Annotated in this window: 21 protein-coding genes and 2 pseudogenes; 17 read left to right on the top strand and 6 right to left on the bottom strand. The window is 42.6% G+C overall.

Annotation, left to right across the window (positions count from 1 at the left end; all coding sequences use genetic code 11):
* Window positions 1–59 precede the first annotated feature (59 nt).
* Window positions 60–1,265 carry a DUF418 domain-containing protein gene (locus tag MHH23_RS05340; protein WP_335352254.1) on the bottom strand — a complete coding sequence of 402 codons (1,206 nt, stop codon included), beginning with the start codon at window positions 1,263–1,265 and terminating at the stop codon, window positions 60–62.
* Between the two features lie 237 nt (window positions 1,266–1,502).
* Between MHH23_RS05340 and MHH23_RS05345 the strand changes: the two genes are divergently transcribed.
* From MHH23_RS05345 to MHH23_RS05385, 9 genes are all read left to right on the top strand, one after another.
* Window positions 1,503–2,198, top strand: a complete 696-nt coding sequence (locus tag MHH23_RS05345; RefSeq protein WP_024719771.1) for a response regulator transcription factor — start codon at window positions 1,503–1,505, stop codon at window positions 2,196–2,198.
* Entirely contained in the window at window positions 2,185–3,492 is a 1,308-nt protein-coding gene (locus MHH23_RS05350) for a HAMP domain-containing sensor histidine kinase (RefSeq protein ID WP_340959039.1), read from the top strand. Before MHH23_RS05345 ends, MHH23_RS05350 begins: the two co-directional genes overlap by 14 nt.
* Window positions 3,493–3,529: 37 nt before the next feature.
* Complete coding sequence (psiE, locus tag MHH23_RS05355; protein ID WP_340959040.1) at window positions 3,530–3,958, top strand: phosphate-starvation-inducible protein PsiE; 429 nt, start codon at window positions 3,530–3,532, stop codon at window positions 3,956–3,958.
* A 291-nt stretch (window positions 3,959–4,249) separates the two neighbouring features.
* The gene (locus MHH23_RS05360; RefSeq protein ID WP_249855601.1) at window positions 4,250–5,161 is read left to right on the top strand and encodes an alpha/beta hydrolase; all 912 of its coding nucleotides are present in this window, start codon (window positions 4,250–4,252) and stop codon (window positions 5,159–5,161) included.
* A gap of 71 nt (window positions 5,162–5,232) precedes the next feature.
* The gene (locus tag MHH23_RS05365; RefSeq protein WP_340959041.1) at window positions 5,233–6,135 is read left to right on the top strand and encodes an alpha/beta hydrolase; all 903 of its coding nucleotides are present in this window, start codon (window positions 5,233–5,235) and stop codon (window positions 6,133–6,135) included.
* A gap of 139 nt (window positions 6,136–6,274) precedes the next feature.
* A complete protein-coding gene (locus tag MHH23_RS05370; protein ID WP_007500381.1) occupies window positions 6,275–7,228 on the top strand; it encodes an ABC transporter substrate-binding protein in 954 nt (317 codons plus the stop codon).
* A gap of 70 nt (window positions 7,229–7,298) precedes the next feature.
* On the top strand, window positions 7,299–8,315 hold the full coding sequence (locus MHH23_RS05375) for a FecCD family ABC transporter permease (RefSeq protein WP_008346988.1): 1,017 nt from the start codon (window positions 7,299–7,301) through the stop codon (window positions 8,313–8,315).
* Window positions 8,308–9,345: a FecCD family ABC transporter permease gene (locus MHH23_RS05380; RefSeq protein WP_039168968.1), complete on the top strand. Its 1,038-nt coding sequence runs from the start codon at window positions 8,308–8,310 to the stop codon at window positions 9,343–9,345. The genes MHH23_RS05375 and MHH23_RS05380 overlap by 8 nt, the downstream gene beginning before the upstream one ends.
* Before the next feature lie 21 nt (window positions 9,346–9,366).
* Window positions 9,367–10,110 (top strand): IucA/IucC family C-terminal-domain containing protein, encoded by a 744-nt coding sequence (locus tag MHH23_RS05385; RefSeq protein WP_340959043.1) that lies wholly within the window; start codon window positions 9,367–9,369, stop codon window positions 10,108–10,110.
* Between the two features lie 15 nt (window positions 10,111–10,125).
* Here the strand turns inward: MHH23_RS05385 and MHH23_RS05390 are convergent, their stop codons facing one another.
* Complete coding sequence (locus tag MHH23_RS05390) at window positions 10,126–11,004, bottom strand: endonuclease I family protein (RefSeq protein WP_035701278.1); 879 nt, start codon at window positions 11,002–11,004, stop codon at window positions 10,126–10,128.
* Window positions 11,005–11,177: 173 nt separating this feature from the next.
* On the opposite strand from MHH23_RS05390, the gene MHH23_RS05395 reads away from it, so the two are divergent.
* Both MHH23_RS05395 and MHH23_RS05400 read left to right on the top strand, forming a co-directional pair.
* Window positions 11,178–12,413 (top strand): pyridoxal-phosphate-dependent aminotransferase family protein, encoded by a 1,236-nt coding sequence (locus tag MHH23_RS05395; protein WP_340959044.1) that lies wholly within the window; start codon window positions 11,178–11,180, stop codon window positions 12,411–12,413.
* A 163-nt stretch (window positions 12,414–12,576) separates the two neighbouring features.
* Entirely contained in the window at window positions 12,577–13,770 is a 1,194-nt protein-coding gene (locus MHH23_RS05400; protein ID WP_008346860.1) for an MFS transporter, read from the top strand.
* Window positions 13,771–13,818: 48 nt separating this feature from the next.
* Here MHH23_RS05400 and MHH23_RS05405 read toward each other — a convergent pair.
* Window positions 13,819–14,976, bottom strand: a pseudogene (locus MHH23_RS05405) (oxalate decarboxylase family bicupin).
* Window positions 14,977–15,040: 64 nt separating this feature from the next.
* Window positions 15,041–16,213, bottom strand: a complete 1,173-nt coding sequence (locus MHH23_RS05410; protein WP_340959046.1) for a PucR family transcriptional regulator — start codon at window positions 16,211–16,213, stop codon at window positions 15,041–15,043.
* Window positions 16,214–16,530: 317 nt separating this feature from the next.
* Here MHH23_RS05410 and MHH23_RS05415 point away from each other — a divergent pair, with 317 nt between their 5' ends.
* The 4 genes from MHH23_RS05415 (at window position 16,531) to yunB (ending at window position 20,032) form a co-directional block, all read left to right on the top strand.
* Window positions 16,531–17,382 carry a DUF72 domain-containing protein gene (locus MHH23_RS05415; protein WP_144665922.1) on the top strand — a complete coding sequence of 284 codons (852 nt, stop codon included), beginning with the start codon at window positions 16,531–16,533 and terminating at the stop codon, window positions 17,380–17,382.
* A 63-nt stretch (window positions 17,383–17,445) separates the two neighbouring features.
* On the top strand, window positions 17,446–18,819 hold the full coding sequence (locus MHH23_RS05420) for a bifunctional metallophosphatase/5'-nucleotidase (RefSeq protein WP_056702661.1): 1,374 nt from the start codon (window positions 17,446–17,448) through the stop codon (window positions 18,817–18,819).
* A gap of 67 nt (window positions 18,820–18,886) precedes the next feature.
* Window positions 18,887–19,192, top strand: a complete 306-nt coding sequence (locus MHH23_RS05425; protein ID WP_007500404.1) for a YunC family protein — start codon at window positions 18,887–18,889, stop codon at window positions 19,190–19,192.
* A gap of 69 nt (window positions 19,193–19,261) precedes the next feature.
* Window positions 19,262–20,032, top strand: coding sequence for a sporulation protein YunB (yunB, locus tag MHH23_RS05430; protein ID WP_007500406.1), 771 nt, complete (start codon window positions 19,262–19,264; stop codon window positions 20,030–20,032).
* A 78-nt stretch (window positions 20,033–20,110) separates the two neighbouring features.
* On the opposite strand, the pseudogene MHH23_RS05435 reads toward yunB, so the two are convergent.
* Window positions 20,111–20,640 (bottom strand): annotated as a pseudogene (locus MHH23_RS05435) (DUF2691 family protein).
* A 159-nt stretch (window positions 20,641–20,799) separates the two neighbouring features.
* Between MHH23_RS05435 and MHH23_RS05440 the strand changes: the two are divergent.
* On the top strand, window positions 20,800–21,030 hold the full coding sequence (locus tag MHH23_RS05440) for a hypothetical protein (protein ID WP_259253413.1): 231 nt from the start codon (window positions 20,800–20,802) through the stop codon (window positions 21,028–21,030).
* A gap of 81 nt (window positions 21,031–21,111) precedes the next feature.
* On the opposite strand, the gene MHH23_RS05445 is transcribed toward MHH23_RS05440, so the two are convergent.
* A complete protein-coding gene (locus tag MHH23_RS05445) occupies window positions 21,112–22,056 on the bottom strand; it encodes a M23 family metallopeptidase (RefSeq protein ID WP_226650614.1) in 945 nt (314 codons plus the stop codon).
* 323 nt (window positions 22,057–22,379) lie between these two features.
* Between MHH23_RS05445 and lipA the strand changes: the two genes are divergently transcribed.
* Window positions 22,380–23,276 carry a lipoyl synthase gene (gene lipA / locus MHH23_RS05450; RefSeq protein ID WP_008360456.1) on the top strand — a complete coding sequence of 299 codons (897 nt, stop codon included), beginning with the start codon at window positions 22,380–22,382 and terminating at the stop codon, window positions 23,274–23,276.

Here is a 23,276-nt window from a genome sequence, read left to right on the forward strand (position 1 = left end):
CAAAAACTCAACACATGAAAAAAGGCGAACTGTCGTAATTCGCCCTTTTTCTATTACTTCTACTTCGCTGCCTGAAATGTATTTGTTTTCGATTGGTCATTGACCTTCCCATACGTCAGCTGACGCCAGATAAATTCCATCGGTCCAGACTTAAATCGCTTTAACCATAACGTACTGAAAAGGACAAGGAAGGCATACACGCCAATTGCCATGAAGAACGTGCCAGCCGGTGAAAGATGATCGGCAAGTCCAGCTCCGTACTTGAGAAATAGCATTGTTCCAATAATGGAGTGAAGCAAATAACAGGTCAGGGACATTCGTCCGACTTTGGTGAACACCATTAAAGCACCTCGCAGCTGAGGAATGTGCAGAAACAGCATCGCAAGTGAACTCATATAAAACATACTGCCAGTCAATCCCCCATTTTGCTCAAGTGCAGAGACAATGTTCATCCATGGCGTATTTCCAAAAGAGTTGACCGCCGTCATAATCGTACTGGCTAGTGTGATAAGAAAAGCAATTGTACAAATCATCCAGATCCGATTCCAAATCGCTTTTTTCGTCTCCATGTTTTTGAAAAACGACATTTTCACAAAATACACACCAAGTAAAAACATGAAGAACATGGAATAGACGGTGGAAAATGAGCTCGAAGCCATCGTGAACATATCCGTCCACCGGTCACCTATCGATGCTAAATAAGTCAGACTGTTGTGACTGTTCAATTCAAAATCGGCAAAATCCGGCTTGCCTGATGATCCTGTACTGATGGTATTGAGCAGCATGGTGAAAAGAGGCGTGAGCAATTGAATCACAAAGAGTGTGATGAGCCAGTACTGGATGGTTTTGGCTGTGCGTTTGTAAAAGAAAAGCAGTAAAAAGCCCGCGACAGCATAATAGGTTAAAATATCTCCAATCCATACAAACGTGACATGCAGAAGACCAATCCCTAAGAGAATGGTTAATCTGCGAGCAAACAACTTGTTCGGGCTGTCCACCTTTTGAGCGGCTCGATCCATAAATATCATAAAACCAACCCCGAATAGAAAAGAAAATAACGTAATGAATTTCCCCGAGGCAAACCAATTCACAATGTGGTGAAAACCATCATTAGACTTCATCTCAAATCCCTTGACCGAATCCACAATCAAAAAATAGTTGACCAAAATAATCCCCATTAAGGCGAATCCTCGTACGATGTCCAAGAAATGCACCCGTTCTTTGAGACTCATTGGTTGTCCGTGTTCTACCTTGTTTACATTCATATCTATGCTCCTTTTCGTGTATTGGATCTAAAGATAAATCCTTCAATGAATCAATATACAGGTCAATTCTTAATCATTTATGAAGATCCAATTTTTTGAAAATAAATGTGACAACTTGATGGCAATTGATCATATTCATAAACACTTAAGATTTATGGTGTATCTTTTCACATAGCTAGATGATATATAGTAATAACATATAAGAATGAACATCATGAAGGATGAGGTGATTGAGACATGACCCATCGAATATTAGTTGTAGAGGATGATCAGGAGATCGGTGATCTTTTGCAGGAATCTCTGACACGTGCAGGGTATGAGGTGCTGAGAGCCATGAATGGCAAGCAGGCATTGTATGTTGTAGATGATTCGCTTGATTTGGTGATTTTGGATGTTATGATGCCAGGTATCTCTGGGATCGAAACGTGCCAGCAAATAAGAGCCACCTCAAATGTGCCAATTTTATTTTTGACCGCCAGATCTAGTACATGGGATAAAACCGAAGGATTACTCGCTGGCGGAGATGATTATATGACAAAACCTTTTTCAGAAGAGGAGCTTCACGCTAGGGTCATGGCGCAATTGCGCAGATATACCATCTATCAGGAAAAAAAGGAACAGGAAGAAACCTATTTAGTTGGCGGTAGCCTGAAGGTGAGTGAAGAATTTAATGAAGTGTGGAAAAATGGGCAGCAAATCAAGTTATCTGATTTAGAATATCGGATATTAAAACTGCTCATGAACAAACGAAACAAAATATTTTCTGCTCAAAATATTTATGAAAGCGTGTGGGGCCAGCCTTATTTTTATTGTTCAAACAATACGGTCATGGTGCATATCCGAAAGCTGCGTGCCAAAATTGAAGATGACCCGGCTCGTCCCGTGTATATCAAAACAGAATGGGGGAGAGGATACCGGTTTGGCACATCGTAAATATACGCTGACCAAAAAGCTGTCACTGCTCATTTTGGTCGCTGCTATCGTAAGTGGTGTTGTCTTTTTGACACTGCAAAAGATCACAGATCACCTGATTGAAGGATATTTGAGTTCGGATGAGTACTATAAGGAAGAATCTGCCAGATACATTCAAACATTCAGCCGTTACGTTTCAGAACATGAGCTGACTTCAACGGATCGAAAAGCATTCGGTGAGTGGGTGAAAAAAGAAGATTATATTAATCTCACTGTTTACAAGGATGAAGTGCTTCAATATGACTCGATTTACTCTGCCGCTGACGAATCGGCCTATGGGAAAGAAAAGGTGACCGACTACGCAAAGCGTCATTCTTACCCGGTTCAATTTAGCGATGGAGAAGGTAGGGTTATGGTAGACGGGTTTTACTCCTCTCGATATCACGATCTCGCCTTTACACTAGAACTGCTTGGTGCAACACTCATTTTTCTCCTGATTGTGCTTGTTGGCATTCGCCGAAGTCTGCGTTACTTGCAAACGATCCGTGAAGAGATTCATATTCTTGAAGGCGGTGAGCTCGATTATGAGATGACAGTGAAGGGGCATGATGAATTGGCCATGATTGCAAAGAGCATTGAGGATTTAAGAACAGCCTTTTTGGACAAGCTTCACGCCATTGATGATCTGCAGGAAGAGAGCCGCAGTTTGGTGACCGAAATGTCGCATGATATGAGGACCCCGCTGACATCACTCATCATGAATCTGGAATTTGCGAAAAAAGAGGAGGCTCTAGCGGATACCCGCAAGGAGCAATATATAGCGAGTGCGTATGGAAAAGCCCTGCAATTAAAGAATCTGTCTGACAATCTATTTGCCTATTTCCTGCTAGATAAAGAGCACGAGTCAGAGCTTGAAACCGTTGCAGTGAAAGAAGTGATTTATGATCTTCTATCAGATCAGGTCGCCCTGCTGCATCAGGAGAATTTCACGGTCCATATTGTAGGCGAAATGCCGGATAGCTATATGAACGTAAACGTCGAGGAACTTGGCAGAGTGTTTGATAATGTGATGTCAAATTTACGTAAATACGCAGATCCTGAAAAGAACATTCAGATCACTTTTTTATCCGACCAAGATGTCTTTGAAATCCATGTGAACAATGCGATAAAAAAGACAGACATCATACCGGAAAGCAATGGACTCGGAGAACGAAGCATCAAGCGGATGATGTCCCGAATGCATGGACAGTTTGAAAGTGGAGAAAAGAACGATACCTACTACATCGTGCTGCGATTTTGGAATACCAAAATGTAGAGAGCAAAAACAACATCATGGAATGGGGAACAATCTGATGAAACGATTCAAGAATTTCCAAAAGGTACCTGATCTTCTGCAAGCCCTTCTGAATATCTGCCTGTTCTTTCTAGCGATTGCGCTAAGCGTACTCTTAATTAGTGAAACATGGTACATCGTACAATTCGTCTATAAAACAGTGTTTAACAAAGGAGAAAGCTATTATGGAATGCTTGGCGAGCTGCTGATCTTCTTTATGTATTTTGAGTTTATCGCCTTAATTATTAAATACTTTAAATCCAACTTTCATTTTCCGCTACGTTATTTTATTTATATTGGCATCACAGCTGTCATCCGTTTGATTATCATTGATCATGAACAGGCCGTATCGACATTCTGGTGGGCACTGGCCATTCTTGCGATGACCTGTGCACTCTTTATCGCGAGCAAAAGAGATACTGCTCATGAGCATGAGGAAGTGAAGTGAGGAAGAAGAAGGACGAGTGGTCAACACCCGTCTTTTTTGTGTTTAAATGAACAGTTTTTGAATATGTGTTGATTAATGAACAATGATTGAAAGATTGACAATTGATGATGATGGATCTAGAAAATATAATATAAATAGACAGGTGTTCATAAATGAATAGATGTATAGAAAAAGTATTCTGTCCAAAGCAGTTAACGGATTCACAAGTTCTTATGTTATGCTTTAGAAAAAGAGAAACCATTCTTTTCCTAGACATTGATTGTCATCATTCTATCTATAGGGGTCGATCGTATGCGAAGTATTCAAAGTTTGTTTGTTGAATGGTTACTTGTACTTACAAAGAAGAAACTGAATGTTGAGGGGTATTTAGAAGAACGAAGAATGGCGAATCAATTACCTTATGTGCTGCCTGAGAAGTTGAAAAAGAAATATCGCATCACCAAAAGCAGCACGTTTTCAGTCGATACGTACATGTTGAAATCAGATGTGCAGCCAGATGATCATCAGGTGCTATTTTTACATGGAGGAGGCTATATTGAGCAGCCGCTCGTATGGCATTGGCGTTTCTTGGATCGATTGACGAAGCAATTAAATAGTACGGTGTATGTGCCAGTTTATCCTAAAGCACCGAATCATCAGTATATGGATGCAATCGAGAGTGTTCTCCCAGTTTACCAAGCTCTTTTAGAAAAAGGAACGCCAGAAAAAATCGTCATCATGGGTGATTCTGCTGGCGGCGGTTTATCGTTGGCCTTTGCTCAATACTTAGCAAAAAAAGGTCTTCCGCAGCCTGGAAACATGATTCTATTATCACCATGGCTTGATGTGACATTAAGTAATCCTGATATCGCTAAAATGGTTCCAAAAGAGCCAATGCTCAACCTAGATTTACTAATCGAATCGGGCAAAGCCTATGCAGGTGATACAGATGAAACACATCATTTGATCAGCCCGATCTATGGAGAAATCAAATCGTTAGGACGAATTTCTGTTTTTATTGGCACTCATGAATTCTTTCTCCCAGATGCCCGGAAATTCAAAGAGATGGCAGACAAGCAGGGTGTTCCCATCAACTATATCGAATACCCAAAAATGAATCACGTCTTTCCTGTCTTCCCTATTCCCGAAGCGAACCAAGCGTTAAAACAAATTGTCGCTATTATTGAGAGTAAGACGTTCCCTTTGAGGGATATGACAAAATAGGATGCGAACATGAGGATGGCCAGCAATGCTCTAGCCATTCTCGTGTCTAATTGGAGGATCAAAAGTTAATTATGAACGAAACAGAACCGTTCTCATTTACAAGTATGCAGGAAGCAGCTCCTGTAGCTATTCCAGATAGACAGTTCATTCAATCACATGACGGCATACGTCTTGCTTATTATCCGTTTTTATCAGAAACAAACACGCAGACCAATGTGATCATCATTCATGGTGGAGGCGCTCACAGCTTGGCTGGTTATGAGCATATCGCCTATACATTGCAACATGATTTTCACGTGAATGTGTTTTTGCTGGATTTGAGAGGCCACGGATATTCTGAAGGAAAGAAGGGGGATACACCCAAAGTCACTGACGTGTGGCAAGATATTTCGCAAGTTGTGGATGTCATCAAACAGCAGCACGAAGGAGCACTTTATCTTTGTGGTCATTCCTCTGGAGCTGGATTGCTGCTTCAATATCTATCTTGGGATGAAAAAAGAAAAGTAGACGGTTACTTTTTTATTGCTCCTGAATTTGGCTACAAATCTGACACAGCGAAGTCTAATCAAGTCCCTTTTGCCACAGTTCAAGTTTGGAAATTCATGCTATCTGCGATGACAAAAGGAAGGCTGATGGGGCATTCAGAAGCTGTACGATTTCACTACCCAGCATGGGTGATTGCACAAGATCCACTTCTTTTAACAGGCATTACCATCAATATGTCTCTTGCCTTAACGCCATCTGCACCTCAAAAACAATTTGCAAGGCTGGACCAGCCTTATGGCATGTTTGTTGGAAGCGAGGATGAGTTATACGACGTAGACAAATTTCATCCATATCTGGCGCTTCCAAATCAGCAGGTGAAAAATCAATCTGTTTACCAAGTGATAGAAAACCATACTCATTTGTCCATTTTACTAGAATCGGGAAAAAAGATTGGGCGTACCATCCAAATGTGGAAAAGTTCCAATTAACCTGAACAACTAGTCAACACTCTACCTTTTTCTTAAAAATTTACATTGACACCATCCTTTTCTATGATAAAATCATAGTGTGATAATGAGAATCGTTATCAAACGATATGACTACATATAGAATGGATAGGTGAGGTACATGTTCAAAAAATCTTTTTGGTCGCTATTAGTTGTGCTCTCCATCGTATTACTTGCGGCTTGTGGCAGTAATAGCAGTGAAGGCAAGTCAGATAGTAATGAGAAAACAAGAACCGTTGAAAGCGCTATCGGTTCAACTGAAATTAAAGGATCGCCTAAACGTGTGGTGACGTTGTATCAAGGAGCAACAGATGCAGCCGTCGCTATGGGCATTAAACCAGTGGGTGTTGTAGAATCTTGGCTTGAAGCACCTACGTATAAATATTTAAGAGATGATTTAAAGGGTGTCAAAATTGTTGGGCAGGAAACACAACCAAACTTAGAAGAAATTGAAAAGCTGAAGCCAGATTTGATCATTGCATCAAAAATCCGTCACGAGCAAATTTTTGATCAGCTGAAAGAAATCGCTCCAACTGTTGCAACAGAAACAGTGTTCACTTTTAAAGACACAGTGAATTTAATGGGTGAAGCGTTAAACAAGCAAGACAAATCAAAAGAATTGCTGACGAAGTGGGATGACCGCGTCGCTGACTTCAAAGAAAAAGCAAAGAAAGACATTAAAAACTGGCCAATGAGTGTGTCTGTGGTGAACTTCCGTGCAGATCATGCAAGAATCTATCAAACTGGGTTTGCAGGTTCAATTTTAACAGAGCTAGGCTTTGAAGGTCCTAAAAATGTCAAAGATAAAAAGCAAGATATCATTACACTTACAGACAAAGAGAGCATTCCACAAATGGATGCAGATGTGATCTATTACTTCATGGATGATCAGGATAAAGCAGTTGAAAAAGCATATAAAGAGTGGACAAGTCATCCTTTATGGAAGCAGCTTGATGCAGTGAAAGCGAAACAAGTGCATAAAGTTGATGAAATCACTTGGAACATGGCTGGCGGTATCACCGCTGCAAACATGATGCTTGATGATATTTATGATCGTCTAGGGCTTGATAAATAAGTGTAGCAGAGGAGAAAATGTGAAAAACCATTTTCTCCTTTTTCCATAACAGATTGAAAGCGGGAATCAGATGAGAAGTTTATTAAAAAAGGATTCGAGCAAGGCACTGCTATTTGCTGGATTCATCGTGTTGATGTTGGTCTTTTTTATGCTCAGTATTTCTCTTGGGCAAACCTCAATTTCCCTCAAAGCCACCATCCATGCGTTTCTTCAGTTTGATGAGTCAGATCCAAACAGTGTGATTGTCATGACATCCAGATTATCAAGAGCTTTAATTGCGACGGTTGTTGGATCAAGTCTAGCGATTTCAGGTGCACTCATGCAGGCATTGACGAGAAATCCGCTGGCTGCACCAGATCTTTTAGGTATTAATGCAGGTGGACTCTTTTTTATTGTGATTTCGATTGTTTTCTTTTCTACCGAGTCGTTAACAGGATATATGTGGACGGCCTTTTTAGGCGCTGCCATTGCAGGTATGCTTGTCTTTCTTCTAGGCTCCATTGGAAGAGACGGACTGACACCGGTCAAAATTGTACTCGCAGGTGCTGCGATATCTGCTCTGTTTGCGTCCTTTACTCAAGGACTTTTAATCGTGAATGAACAGTCCATTCAAAGCATCCTGTTCTGGATGGCTGGTTCAGTGTCAGGAAGAAGTATAGATATGCTGCTGCCTGTGCTGCCTTATATTCTTGGGGCGACTGTGGTGGCGCTGCTTCTTGGCCGCTCGATCAATGTCCTTTTATCGGGTGATGATATTGCGAAAGGGCTTGGCCAGCGTACGTTGCTTTTGAAGATGACGATGGGGGTACTTGTCGTCTTTTTAGCAGGAGGTTCCGTCGCTGTCGCAGGATCCATTGGATTTGTTGGTTTTCTTGTGCCGCATATTGTGAAAAAGCTTGTTGGACCTGACCACCGCTGGGTACTGCCGTATTGTGCCGTTGTAGGGGCGTCGCTTTTACTTGTCGCAGATCTTGCCGCTCGTTTTCTGATCATGCCGCAGGAAGTACCGATTGGTGTCATGACGGCAATTGCAGGAGCGCCTCTATTTGTTTATCTCGTGCGCAAGGGGTTGAAGACAGGTGGCTAAAACATATACAGTGCGTTCAAAGGGCGGGCGCATTTCATTTCAATTTTCAAAGCGGACGTTTTTGATTTTACTATTATTGACAGGCGTTGCCTTTGGTTTATTTATTCTGAGCCTTTGTATGGGCAGCCGCTTTATTCCGCCTACTGATGTGCTGCTGCATATCTTCGGACAAGGCGAGGGAAATACGTTTGTATTAAATACGTTGAGGATTCCAAGGACCCTGCTTGCGGTTTTAGTGGGAGCGGCACTTGCGGTATCGGGGCTTATTTTACAAGGTCTCATTCGAAATCCGCTTGCATCGCCTGACATCATAGGAATTACGAGCGGTGCGTCGTTTGGCGCCATTATGTTCATCGTCTTTTGGATGGGCACTGTGCCTATTGCTTATCAGTCGTTGTGGGCCATTGCAGGCGCTTTTGCGGTATCATGCCTCATTTATTTGCTTTCATGGAAAAAAGGCGTCAAGCCGATCACGCTCGTCTTGATGGGGATTGGGATTTCCGCCATTATGAAGGCGTGTGTGACGTTTACTCTTGTGCTCAGCGATACGATGACCACGACCAAGTCATACATCTGGCTGACGGGCAGTTTATATGGTTCTACAATGAAGGACGTCATCGCAATGCTTCCTTGGGTATTAATTATTTTACCGATTGTCATGGTGCTGGCAAGAACGATGAATGTGAAGGAGCTTGGAGATGATCTTGCAACAGGTCTCGGGGTCAAGGTTCAGGCGAAGCGGTTATTCTTTCTACTGATGAGTGTGACATTAGCCGGTATTGCCGTTGCATTCGCAGGTGGTATTGAATTTGTCGGACTGATGGCGCCACATGTGGCACGGATGATCATCGGTCGTTCCTTTATTGCGCTTGTTCCAGCATCTGCGCTTGTTGGAAGTATTCTCGTGATGCTGGCAGACTTAGTTGCGAGAACGGCTTTTCTCCCGTTAGATGTCCCGGCAGGTGTTTTTACGGCGGCAATTGGTGCACCGTTCTTTATTTATTTGTTATATCAACAACGAAATCGTTAAACGAAAGATGGGGGTTTTGATATGAAGCCAGAGTGGGTTGAGAGAGAATTACTTGATTTCGGGGTACACATCACAAATGGACCAATGACATCTGATCGCACACTGGCTGCGCTTTTTTCAGAAGCATCTATCAGACGTTTATTAGAAGCTGAAAAGGAAGCGATGCATGCACCGAATATAGCAGTGGCGGCGTCCATGTTTTCAAAACGCTATGCCTATTTAGCTGTTAGTTCTACTTTGTACTTGATGACGATGTATGACAGCATCTATCGGTTTTCACCAGAGGCGTGTGTCTTTAGAGAAGATCGTAAAATTGAGCTAGATGAAACGCTCTGTTCATATGTTCAGTTAGAAGGAGATCGTCATGAGTGGAGAGAGCAGGTCGTCCGCATGCTATTTACGCAGTGTGTCACACCTCTTTTAGATGTATTGAAACGTACTTCAAGACTTCCGTATTCAATTTTATGGGAAAATGTAGCGGTACGTATCAATTCTCTTTACCGTAGCATGATGCGAGAAACGGAAGAGCCTAAAATGAAAGAGCGCGTACGGGAGGATTATTTGTTTCTGAAGAAGGCATCGGGTGATCTTTTCGGAGTGAAGCAAAATCCTTTTCAGCACAGCTTAAATTTAGATGAAAGTTTGCTAGACACATCAAATCGAAAGACTTGCTGTATGTATTATAAGCTTGAGAAGAAATCGGAAAGTCTTGATTATTGTCTCGTCTGTCCGCTTGAAAAAAAGAAAGGCACTGCTTGTTCATAGCAGTGCCTCTCTTTTTTATTCCCAAATATCGCTTACCCATTCAGGGTGATCAATAAAAGGATTGCGATTGTGCTGGTACGTTTGATAGATGATTTCGTTACGATTCCGTTCGATTTGATCGACTGGATCTTGCTTGTGCCATTTCAATAGGACAGACATTTTGCCGTGGAGAGGGGCGCTTCCATTATTCACTTTGTTGTTCAATTCTAAATCTGGGAAGTGGTCATCGCCTTCATATCGGACGGCCATATAAAAGAGCATTCTTGCTACATCTCCTTTCACCCGGCTATGAGGTTCAAATGAGTCGCTGTCGTAGAAGTTGCCCGGCGCTCCCTTGTATTCATTTCCGCCTATATCAAAATCTAAATTTCCTCGTGTGCTATTCGTTTGTACGTCTGTTGCCCGAAGGTGATGGAGATCTGTACCAGGTCCCTGGCTCGTCCCAAAATTGCCGTGAGATTTAGCCCACACATGCTCCCGGTTCCACTGTCCCACGTTTCCTCCATTTGCTTGCTTTGACCTGGAGATACCGCTATAGAGCAAGAGCACATTGCTTGGATTTTTTGGATCTTCATCCGTTTTCTTTAATGCATCCCAAACCTGGCTGTAGGATAGCTGCGTATGATCATCAATAATATCGTGTAATGCTTTCTTAAGAGCAGGCCCAGATTTGCCAGCAGCAGATTGGTAATAGGAATCAATTTGACTTGAAGCAGTTGTTTTCGCATGTTGAGCAGATGTTTCGGTTTGTAGCTGTAACGGGGAAAAGGTGATGGTTTGACTCGGTTCATTCAGAGTAAAGCCTTGAGCATTTGCAGCGGGAGGCAGCGGAGCGGCAAATGTACCGAAAATCATAATTCCGGCGGCCACAGTTCCAAATAAAGATCTTTTCATTCTATTTCCTCCTTCATAGGGAATGTATACTCTTTAGTTCTATCATATTGCCATAAAGAAATAAATGGATTTATCGTAAATTTTATGTAACCAATTCGTAAGAAAAGAGATTGCTATTTTATCAGCATTGCTGTATAAGTGGGCATATAAGGATGGACACAGCAAGGGAGAGGATGGATAACGTGAAAGAACTACACACACCTACTAGAACCATTATGACACCAGGACCTGTCGAAGTAGATCCGAGAGTCCTTCGAGTGATGAGTACACCAATTCTTGGTCAATTTGATCCTGCATTTACAGAGATCATGAATGAAACGATGACCTTATTACGATCACTTTTTCAAACAGAAAATGAATGGGCTTATCCAATTGATGGAACGTCGCGCTCAGGACTTGAAGCTGTGCTTGCCAGTGTGATCGAGCCCGGAGATGTGATGCTTGTTCCGGTCTTTGGACGCTTCGGTCATTTGCTGATTGAAATTGGACAGCGCTATGGTGCTGAGGTACATACAATGGAATGTGAATGGGGAACGGTTTTTAAGCAAGACGACATCATCGCAGAGATGTATCAAGTCAAGCCGAAAATTGTTGCGATGGTTCATGGTGAAACATCTACCGGAAGATTACAGCCGCTTGAGAAAATTGGTGAAGCATGCCGAGCGCTTGATGCGCTTTTTATTGTAGACGCTGTGGCGACAATTGGTGGTGTCGAGGTCAAGGTAGACGAATGGAAAATCGATGCGGCAATTGGGGGCTCGCAGAAATGCTTGTCTGTTCCATCAGGGATGTCACCGATCACATATAATGAACGAGTGGCTGACGTCGTACAATCGAGAAAGAAAGTAGAAAAAGGGATTGCAACACAGGACGAACTGCAAAAACAGGTAGACATTTCTCCAATCAAAAGCAATTACTTTGATCTAAGCCAGCTGCAAGATTATTGGAGCCCGAGGCGGTTAAATCATCATACAGAAGCGACAACGATGCTTTATGCACTGAGAGAAGGGGTTCGACTTGTGCTAGAGGAAGGTCTGGAGGAACGTTTTCAGCGCCACTTGTTTCATGAAAAGGCTTTAATGGCAGGACTTGAAGCGATGGGGCTTGAATTATTTGGTGATCCAGACTGCAAAATGCCGGTCGTGACGTGTATCGTCATTCCAAGTGATATCGACGGAGAAACGGTCCGGGCTGATCTTCTTCATCATTTTGGAATTGAAATTGCGAGTTCATTTGGGCCTCTTGCAGGACGGATATGGAGAATTGGCTCAATGGGCTATAGCTGCCGAAAGGAAAATATTCTATTTGTTTTAGCAGGCCTTGAAGCCATCTTGATGAAATACGGCGCAGCCATCAATTGTGGCGCTGGGTTACAGGCGGCTCTTTCCATCTATGAACAAGCTGAATAAAAAAGGGATTCTCAAAATACTCGCCACCAGCGGGTATTTTTTATTTGGGAAAAAACGCTGTTTTTTGAAAAACTAGACTTATAGAGAGCGATATCGCTATACTGAAGAAGTTCTTATCATTTTTGTCATCATTTTCATTTATTTTGAAGAAAGAGGTTTTAATATGAAAAAAATGGGCAGATTGTACATTTTGATGCTCAATATTTTTATTGCCATGCTTGGATTTGGTCTGATCGTTCCTGTCATGCCAAGTTATATTGAAGCCTTTGGCGCAACTGGGAAAACACTTGGTTTCCTCGTTGCTGCAACTGGCCTCACACAATTTGCTTTATCACCCGTCGCTGGAGCGCTGACTGATCGATTTGGACGCAGAAAATTGATTATTGCTGGGATTGCCGGCTTTACGATTGCCCAGTTTATTTTTGCATTTGCGGATCAGCTTTGGATGCTGTTTGTGTCTCGGTTTTTTGGTGGTGCTGCCGGAGCTTTACTCATGCCCGCCATGTTTGCATACATCGCTGATATCACAAGTGAGAAGGATCGAGGGAAAGGAATGGGGCTATTTAGTGCAGCAATGACGTTAGGCTTTGTCATTGGACCGGGTGTTGGGGGTTATTTGGTTGAGTTTGGGATTGCTTTTCCTTTCCTCATCGCTGGTTCCTTTGCAGCCCTGTCGACGCTGTTGTCTTTCTTGTTCTTACCTGAAACTTTAACAAAGGAAAAGCAGGAAGAAGCACGATTGAATAAAGAGCTTCATTTCAATCCTTTTACGCAGATGATTCAGGCTTTAAAAACACCATACGGTTTTTTGTTTATCTTGGCCTTTGTTTTGAATTTCGGAATCATTCATTTTGAATCGATCTTTGGCTTATATGTGGACCAAAAACATGGCTTTACACCGAAGGATATTGCATTTGTCATTACGGTAGCTGGACTTGCGGGTGTCATCGTTCAAGGTGCTTTAGTGAATACCTTTGTGAAACGATTTGGCGAAATGCGTGTCGTCCGGTATGCCCTTTTAGCTGCGGCGTTTATGCTGATCGCCTGCCGCTTTGCCCCTTCCTTTTGGCTGATTTTTACGGGCTCCATTTTGTTTTTATCGGCCACCTCGTTTGTTCGCCCAGCCCTCAATACATTACTATCTAAAATGGCAGGGAATCAGCAGGGGGTAGCAGGCGGCCTCAATACCTCCTTTATGAGCCTTGCGAATATCGTCGGGCCAAGTCTTGCGGGTATTTTATTTGATGTGAATATTGAGCTGCCATTTATGTTTGGAACGCTGGTGCTTTGTATGAGTTTCATTGCTTCTATTTTATGGGCGAAAAAAGCGCAGCAACATTCCCATGCCGTATCGTAAAGACAGCATAGAAAAAACCGATCAGCACAAATGGATCGGTTTTTTTCGTCATCGCTCATACTTCACGACTGGTGATTTTTCTTTATGCAGCGCATGAATCAATGCATCGTCTACATGCAAATGCTCCTTCACTAATTGAGGAGGGGTTAAGGCCATCCATTGGTTCAATGAAATATCAGCAAATCGATCGCTTTTAAACATTTCTAGAAACCAAAGGCTCGTTTGCCCGATATTTTGTATGTAATGCCCCATCCCGAAAGGAACATAACCAACATCACCTGCTCTGTAATTAAAGGTGCGAGCTGTCCCGCCTGCTCCAAAAACCGTCATTTTGGCTGTACCGGTTAAATAGTATTGCCACTCATCATTATTCGGGTGCCAGTGCATTTCTCTCATCCCGCCAGGTTTTACCTCCACAAGTGCAGCAGCAATGGTTTTAGATACTGGAAAATTGCGTGAGTCGACGATTCGCACGGTTCCACCAGAGGTCACGATTGGTTTTTGACGAAGGAGCTGGTGGGTAAATGGCGGTTTGATGCCGCCGTATGGATCAGAGACTGTTTGGCTTTCAATGGATGCCGGTTAAGAGCCTTGAAACATATAGCGCTGTTTATGTGGAATGCGGTCAAACAGCTTGATTGGCACGCCGAAATTAGCAGAAAGAATGTCTTTTGGTGTATGAGCAAACCAGTCTGTGATGGTGAACGTATCAAATTCAGAAAAAGCACCATCATCAAACACAAGGAGAAACTCACAGCCATCCTCAAGACCTTGAATGGAGTGCGGAATACCGGGCGGGAAATACCACAAGTCTCCTTCTTCTACATCAGCGATCATATTCCGTCCTTCTGCATCTACAGATGTGATCCGGGCTTTGCCTAAAATCATATATGCCCATTCCGCCTGCTTATGCCAATGAAGCTCACGAACACCTCCGCGCGTAAGCCGCATGTTCACACCAGCAATCGTTGTTGAAACAGGCAGCTCTCGCTCGGTAATTTCCCTCGACCAGCCGCCATGATTCAAGTGCATATGTGTATCAGAATATGAAAATTTTAAATTAGGAATCGTCCCCGCATCCGTTTTAGGGGGAACGAACATATCTAGGTTCTCCATATCGCGCAGAACGTCTCGCGGGCCTAAATCGGTTGCGCCGGCCCCATCGTCTCGAATCGGTTGCGGGATGTGACGAATCTCATCATCCATTTGACACCACTCCTTGTCATTCACACTTCTCCTCCAAAATATATGAGGCGTAAGAAAAAAAGATTCAATTGGAATCGGGTGAAAGGTGCTTTTGAATCCGCAAAGCTAATCGCAAGCGCAATGTTGCGTCAGGATCTTTTAGGCTGATCTGGAGCAGTTCTTCACATTTCTCCATTCGATATATCACGGTGTTGCGATGAACAGATAAACGTTTGGCTGTTTCTGAAATATGGCAATGTGTTTCGATATAAACAGATAAGGTGTGGAGAAGGTTCGGATCGACTTGTGATTGTTCATATAATGGGTGGAGGTACCGCTCATAGAATGTTGTTAAATCTTTTGATGGGATGAGCTTCAGTAAATCTGACACATCTTTTGCTTGATAGAACTGAATATATTCAGCTCGTAATGAGAGCTGGCCTGATTGCAGAGCATGGGCAGCTTCACTGAATCCTTTTGGCAGATCGGTGATGAGATAACCGCTTAAGCTTACACCAAAGGAAATGGTGGCATTCACATGCTGTTTAATAAGGATCTGCATTTGTTTTAAAAAAGAGCAGATCGATTTGTTCATTGCCTGCCAGCCGCCAGTCTCTTCTATAAGGAAGATGCCGATATCTCCTTTGACAAAAAGAAAGGCGGGAAATGGACAGTGCGAAAGGGTGCTTTCAAGTAAAGCAAACACATCATCTACAAGGGTTTGCTGCTTAAGGAAACAAGTGAAATGACTGCTCTGATCAAGTTGACAGACGATACATAAATAGGGAATCGTTGTGTTTAATCCAAACATGCGTGCCAGACAGGCAACATCTTGTTCTGAGGAAATCGTGCCCTCCACCCATTTGCGAAACCATTCATTTTTGGCTCGCTCTGTCGATTGCTTGATGGCATGTTGTTTGATGCGTGAAATGGACATGGCATGTACAGCTTGTTCAATTATCAAATGCAGCCCCATGTCGTCTTGAGGATGAATGAAGGCGGGAACGACTAAATAATCATAAGCTTGTTCGTTTATATAGATAGGAAAAACAGAAACGCTTTCTTTTGAATGAACCATAGAAAAATAATGCTGCTGCGTACTGTGAAACAAGCGGAGCATTTGTATCCAATCTGGATTTGTCATACCTTGGGGTGAGGTGAAAAGAATACGTCCATACTGATTGATCAAATAGACAGGCTGATGAATTCTTTGGGCCACTTTTTGCAATGCTTCAACATGATGATCGACAATGTTCATATCCACTCATTCTCCTTTTTTTAGAGCTGAAGCCTTTGGTGAAGATGAATAAAAAAATGGACAATCGCTGTCAAAGTCTCTGATATCAATTTTATGTTATCAGCTCCATTCAATTTAGATAGAAAGTTGTGATGTAATATCACAAAAAAGATGGCAGGGCAAAATCACGTCACATCAGTCATCTTCATTCAGAAAAATGGGTAAATATGATATGTTGTAGACAGAAGAATTTCTTTCAGAAAGATGGGTATCCCAAGAAACAAAGACTTTCAATGGGAAAATCCGTTTAGACAAGCAAGTGGCAAGAGGTGAGATAGATGATTTATATCGGATTAACTGGCTGGGGAGATCATGACAGTCTGTACCCGCCGAGAATCGGCAGCTCTCAAAAGCTGTTTCACTACGCATCAACGTTTCCCATTGTGGAACTGGATGCAAGCTTTTATGCTGTTCAGCCTGAGCGGAACCATGAAAAATGGATAAAAGATACGCCAGACGCCTTTCAATTTGTTGTGAAAGCATATCAAGGAATGACCGGGCATCAAAGAGGCGAGATCCCGTTTGCTTCAAAGGAAGAAATGTTTGATGCCTTTATTCTTTCACTGAATCCTCTCATTCGAGCAGGGAAACTGGCGATGGTTCTGTTTCAATTTCCACCATGGTTTGATTGCAAAAAGGAGCACGTCCACTATTTAAGATGGTGTAAGGAGAAGATGGGGGACATTCCTTGTGCACTCGAATTCCGAAACCGAACTTGGTTTTCAGACGAGTTTTATGAACAAACCTTATCCTTTATGGAGAAAGAAGGGTGGATTCATTCCGTCTGTGATGAACCGCAAGTCGGAGAAGGGTCTATACCGCCAGTCATAAAAGCCACACACCGTGACAAAACATTGGTCCGTTTCCACGGAAGAAATAAACAAGGTTGGCTTCACCCGGCAGATCATGAGAACTGGCGTGAAGTTCGTTACTTATATTTATATAATGAAGCTGAACTAAAGGAATGGAAAAAGAACCTCGACATCCTGCATCAACAATCGAAAGATGTATATGTCGTATTTAATAATAACTCAGGCGGAGATGCGGCAGCGAATGGCCAGCAAATGATTGATTTGCTGGATTTGACGTATTCAAGCTTATCCCCGAAGCAGTTAGATTTATTTAGTTAAACGAGAGCTGTGGCTTTCAATTTGAACGAGACGGTTCAGTGACAACTTGAGGGAGAGATCAACATGCTGCAGAAGCTATGGTTATATCATACAAACGACTTGCACAGCCACTTTGAAAACTGGCCAAAAATCGCAGCTTATATTGAAGAAAAGCGTCAAGTTCACGATCAGATGCTCTTATTTGATATTGGCGATCATATGGATCGAGTAAACCTTGTATCAGAAGCGGATTATGGAAAAGTGAATGTCAAACTTCTCAATCAGCTTGGCTATGATGGAGTCACAATTGGTAATAATGAAGGCATTACGTTGCCTCATGAGCAGCTCGACCAATTGTACAAAGACGCGCAATTCCCGGTGATTTTATCTAATTTATTTGAAAAAGGCAAAAGACCATCGTGGGCAAAGCCTTATGAAGTGATCACGTTGAAAAATGGACTGAAGATCGCCGTCTTAGGGGTGACCATTGCGTATACACCTGTCTATGAAAAGCTGGGCTGGGACATTACAGACCCATTTGAGAGCATACGGGAGATGCTACAAGAAGTGAAAGGACAAGCCGATGTCATTGTTCTTCTTTCCCATCTAGGCATCATCCATGATCGAGAGGTAGCCCATGACTTCCCAGAAATCGACATCATCTTAGGCTCACATACGCATCATCTTTTAGAACAGGGCGAGATGGATAATGGCGTTCTTCTTGCATGTGCTGAAAAGTATGGGCATTATATTGGCTGTGTCGAGCTGACCATTGACACAGCGAGTAGCGAGCTCATCGAGAAAAAAGCGACGGTGCAATCAGTGGACCAGCTGATCAGTGAATCCGATGAAGCGATCACGACTTTACAGAAAGCAGAAAGACGAGCGAAGTCACTCATGCAGGAAAAAGTGACATCCATTAAATCAAAGCTCGAAACAAAGTGGTTTGATGACTCTCAGCTTCCGCAACTTTTAACAGATGCCATTAAAGAATGGTGCGAGGCAGATATCGGCATGATGAATGCTGGGATGGTGCTTGATTCATTAGAGGCTGGCATCGTCACAAGAGAAGACATTCACCGGATATGCCCGCATCCCATTAATCCAATCAGGGTGACACTTACTGGGAAGCAATTGGTCGAAACAGTGTCTCGTGGCTGTGAAGAAAAAATGGAACAGCTACGCATCAAAGGCTTTGGCTTTAGAGGCGAACTGATGGGGAAAATGCTATACAGCGGTTTGACTTATTCATTAGAAGAGGGCGAAGCCAAACGAGTAAAAGAGGTCTATGTAAACGGCGAGCTGATCCAAGAGGACGTGTCCTATACAGTTGGCACAGTGGATATGTATACACTTGGCTCTCTTTTTCCTCATATACGTGACCATGAACACATTGAATATTTTATGCCGGAATTTTTACGTGATGTCCTGAGCTGGCGATTGAAGGATGCAAAGTGAAATCCGCTCCAGCCTAACAACACTTGCCCTCCCTTCACATAGATTGTGTTGAAGGGAGTGAAGGGATATGGTGAATTTAACACCTATTACAATTGATGGCCATTCCTTTACAGCCGTCACCGTCAAACTGCCAAAGACCAATTTCATGGCAGTGACAAATGAGCATGGTTATATTATGTGCGGTGCACTTGATGTCGGGCTCCTAAATGAAAAGCTTGCAGATAGAGGAATCATCGCAGGAAGAGCAGTCGGTGTAAGAACCATCGAGCAATTGCTAGATGCACCTTTAGAATCTGTGACATATGCCGCTGAGTCGCTCGGCATTCATGCTGGCACAATTGGAAGAGATGCATTATTAAAAATGGTGAAATAAAATGAACAGATGATTCCTATCCCCCCGCCTGTCTGCATACACTTGTAATGGAGAAGGGGGGATTTTTTATTGAGATTGAACCGCCGTTATCGCCCCTATAAAAAGGGCCCTCTGCCATTTCGTTATGTCATGCTGCTTGCCATATTATTTTTTGTGCTCTCAACTGTCATTAGCCTATTCTTCATCAATCGTTCCATTAAACCAACGTTGATTCACATTGCTGAGCTAGAAACAGAACGAATCGCCAATCATCTTATCCAATATTCTGTTCAGGATTTTGCAGATGATCAGGAGAATATGAAGGATATGGTTGTGATGAATACCAGTGAGAACGGAAAAGTGACAACTATCGACTTCAATGCGCAAGCAACATCGAAAGCAATGGCTGACCTGTCACGTCACCTTCAAAAAAATCTAGAGGACATTGAAAAGGGGAATTTTCAAAAAGAGGCAAAAGAAGCATTAAAGGATCAAACAGATGGACATGACGGCATTATATATAACATTCCGCTTGGGCAAGCGTCCGGAAATGCACTTATCGCCAACCTAGGACCAAAAGTGCCTGTACGATTCAGTGTCATTGGTGACCCGCATACGGACGTTGAAAAAAACATTAAGCCTTATGGCATCAACAATGCCTTGATTGATATTAGTGTGCTCATTGAGGTGAAGGTGAGAGTCATCATCCCATTCGCCTCAGAAACCATCGTCGTCAAAAACTCCGTGCCTGTCTCCATTCAAGCCGTTCAAGGAGATGTCCCAGATTATTATAATGGCAGCGGAACAAATTCAGGCGCTCCATCGATTGTTCTGCCAGAAAAAAAGGAGAAGAAAGAATAACAGCCCAATGGACGAATTGGGCTGTTTTTTTCATATGCTGTGATTGCATATAGTGTTTTTGTGATGCACGTTTTATTGTTACGAAACAGACAGTCTTGTCCTTGCATCATTTTCATCGGTGATATAGGTCACGTCTTCAAATCCACATTCAACTGCATTCTTGTATAGCCATTCGAGTGTTCCCTTATTTTTGCAATAGATCGTGACATAGGAGCAATCGGCCACTAAAAGAACAAGCTCGCATTGGCTTTCAATAAATTCTTCATAGGTCTTAATATGAGTCAATGTCCCTTTTGGATATGCTTGTAAATCGGCGAAAATCATATAATACGTCTTGTTTTCAATGAGGTGTTTGAGTTCTATACCGTCCATTTCTGTTTTACCTTCAGGAAAAAGTTCTTCATCTTTTTGGCCATCAACAGTATATTCGAGTCTTCGGTATCGATTCGCCAGCTGAATTTGGTGATGTCGATCGGTTTTAGCACTTCTCCAAGGAAGACTCCGTATTCATTTGGAATGGTAAAAGTCATTCCTCTTTTCAAAAAACAACCCCCTAACTCTTTGTGAAGTAATCTTTCATTGGCTGCCATGCTTAGACTTTTTTTCATGTGATCTGTTCATCTTATCCTAATTAACCACTTGATTCCATACGGATCACGTGCCATGATAAATGTTCATTGTTTTCCTTTTCTGAATAGTGGAAGCTATCCTGAAGACTGATTTTTCACGATCGTCTGTTATGAAAGTGAGAGGAGGATTTGATTGATATGAAGAAAATTCATGTAAGCGGGTTTTGTTTTTTGGTATTTGCCATTGTATTTAGTGCTAAGTATATGTCAGCATCGATATTATTAGCTGGGAGTGACAGTTTGAGTGTCGACTTATTTAGAGGGATGTTTGACATGATTCCACTTGAAGTAACAGTTGTGTATCTCCTTTTTTTCCTCATGGGTATTCTTTTTTTAGTTTTAGGATTGAAAGAGAAGCATAAGCAGTAACAGTAGACAAGTGATGACCGGGGAAATGTTGATACATATCAAAAGGAGAAGCAAGCGGTATCGCTAAACTTCTCCTTTTATTTATCGACGTTTCCGCTCGGCTCTTTCCCATGCCCTTAAATGAGGATAAGGATCAAACGACCATTCAGTTCGTCCATTGTCTTTATACATGCCGTAATGAAGGTGCGGCGGGAATTTTCCTGCTGTGCCAGGTGGACCGTAACCGGAGCTTCCGACTGATCCGATGACTTGACCAGGTTCTACAATCTGCCCAGCTTTGAGTCCTTTTGCAAAGCCATTTAAGTGGGCAAAATAATGATAATGATTGTGAATATCTCGAATGCCGATCCGCCAGCCGCCAAAGCGATTCCAGCCTTTCATTTCAATCACGCCGTACGATGTCGCACGAACAGGAAGACCGTAATGAGCAAAAAGATCAGTGCCCTCATGAATTCTTCTGCCTCCAAAGCCTCTCGCATCACCCCATGTACTCCTGTAGCTGTAGTCAGCGCCAACCGGAAGAGGAAATGCATGCTTTCCAAGGTCAAGATGGCCGTAATGCTTATAGAGCTTCATAAAAGATGAAATGATTCCAACGGTTTGATCGCGTCCGTAATAATCCCACAGCGCAATTTTTAATTGATCGATGCTGCTGCCGTAATGGAGCAAGTATTGAGCAAACGTGAACAGGACATCTTCATCGTTATCGATTTCCGCTTTTCCATCCCCATTACCATCAAGCCCAATACCGTCGAACACTTTAATGCTTAATGGAGAGGTATCCTGCTTATTGGGATTTTCTGGTCCCATCCACATTTCCCGGGGAATGTAGATGCCAATCACACCTGTTTGTTTTGGTAAATCTCTTCTGCTTTTGCGTATATTGTGTTCATACTGATCAACCGCAGCAAGTACATACCACGGGACCTGTGTGGTGATGGCGATCTTTTCATACAGTGCCATTCGCTGTTTTAATTCATCGGGCTGCTTGTTTGCCCCTTGTGCATGGACTGATGCGGGAATCATTGAAAGAGCGATGATGATCGCTAAAACCACCTTCACAAACGTCCATCTCCTTTCTTCGAACATACCTTCTACCGTTTAGTGTGGTTTGATCACGTTATTTCATAAGAAGAAAATGTTAGTAATTTTCTTCTGTTATTTTAGGAGGCTTTTGGGTATTTTTGCAGCTCATTCCCTTGTTGTTCAATCTGTACTATGTTAAAGTGTCTAAAGAAAAGGCCTTAGGCCGAAGATTCATTTTTTTGCGGCAACAGCTGCATCCATCGTATATAGCAGGAAGATGATTGTATATGCACCTTTAACGAATTCATATGGAGATGATGGAATTGGCAAAGAAGGAAGAGCACGTAAGAAAACCGGACTGGCTTAAAATTAAGCTGAATACGAATGAAAACTATACCGGTTTGAAAAAAATGATGCGGGAAAACAACCTGCATACCGTTTGTGAGGAAGCGAAATGTCCGAATATTCACGAATGCTGGGCAGTGAGAAGAACTGCTACATTTATGATCCTCGGATCTGTTTGTACGCGCGCATGCCGTTTCTGTGCGGTGAAAACCGGACTTCCTACTGAGTTAGACTTGCAAGAGCCAGAACGCGTGGCAGATTCAGTGGCTTTGATGAATTTAAAGCACGCTGTGATAACAGCGGTTGCAAGGGATGATCAAAAAGATGGCGGAGCAGGCGTATTTGCTGAAACTGTTCGTGCCATTAGAAGAAAAAGTCCATTCACAACAATTGAAGTTCTCCCTTCAGACATGGGTGGCAATTATGATAATTTGAAAACGTTAATGGATACACGCCCTGATATTTTAAATCACAATATTGAAACAGTTCGCAGGTTAACACCAAGAGTTCGTGCACGGGCTACATACGATCGTTCATTGGAATTCTTGCGTCGTGCAAAAGAAATGCAGCCTGACATTCCAACGAAATCAAGCATTATGATTGGACTTGGTGAAACGAAGGAAGAAATCATTGAAGTCATGGATGATCTTCTTGCCAATAACGTCGACATCATGGCAATTGGTCAGTATTTACAGCCTTCGAAAAAGCATTTGAAAGTGCAAAAATACTACCATCCAGATGAGTTTGCAGAGCTGAAGGAAATTGCCATGTCAAAAGGCTTTAGCCACTGTGAAGCTGGACCGCTTGTCCGTTCTTCTTATCATGCAGACGAACAAGTAAACGAAGCGTCTAAGAAGCGTCAGGCGCAAGCATAA

Source organism: Bacillus sp. FSL K6-3458 (assembly GCF_038005045.1).
GTDB lineage: Bacteria > Bacillota > Bacilli > Bacillales > Bacillaceae > Bacillus > Bacillus altitudinis.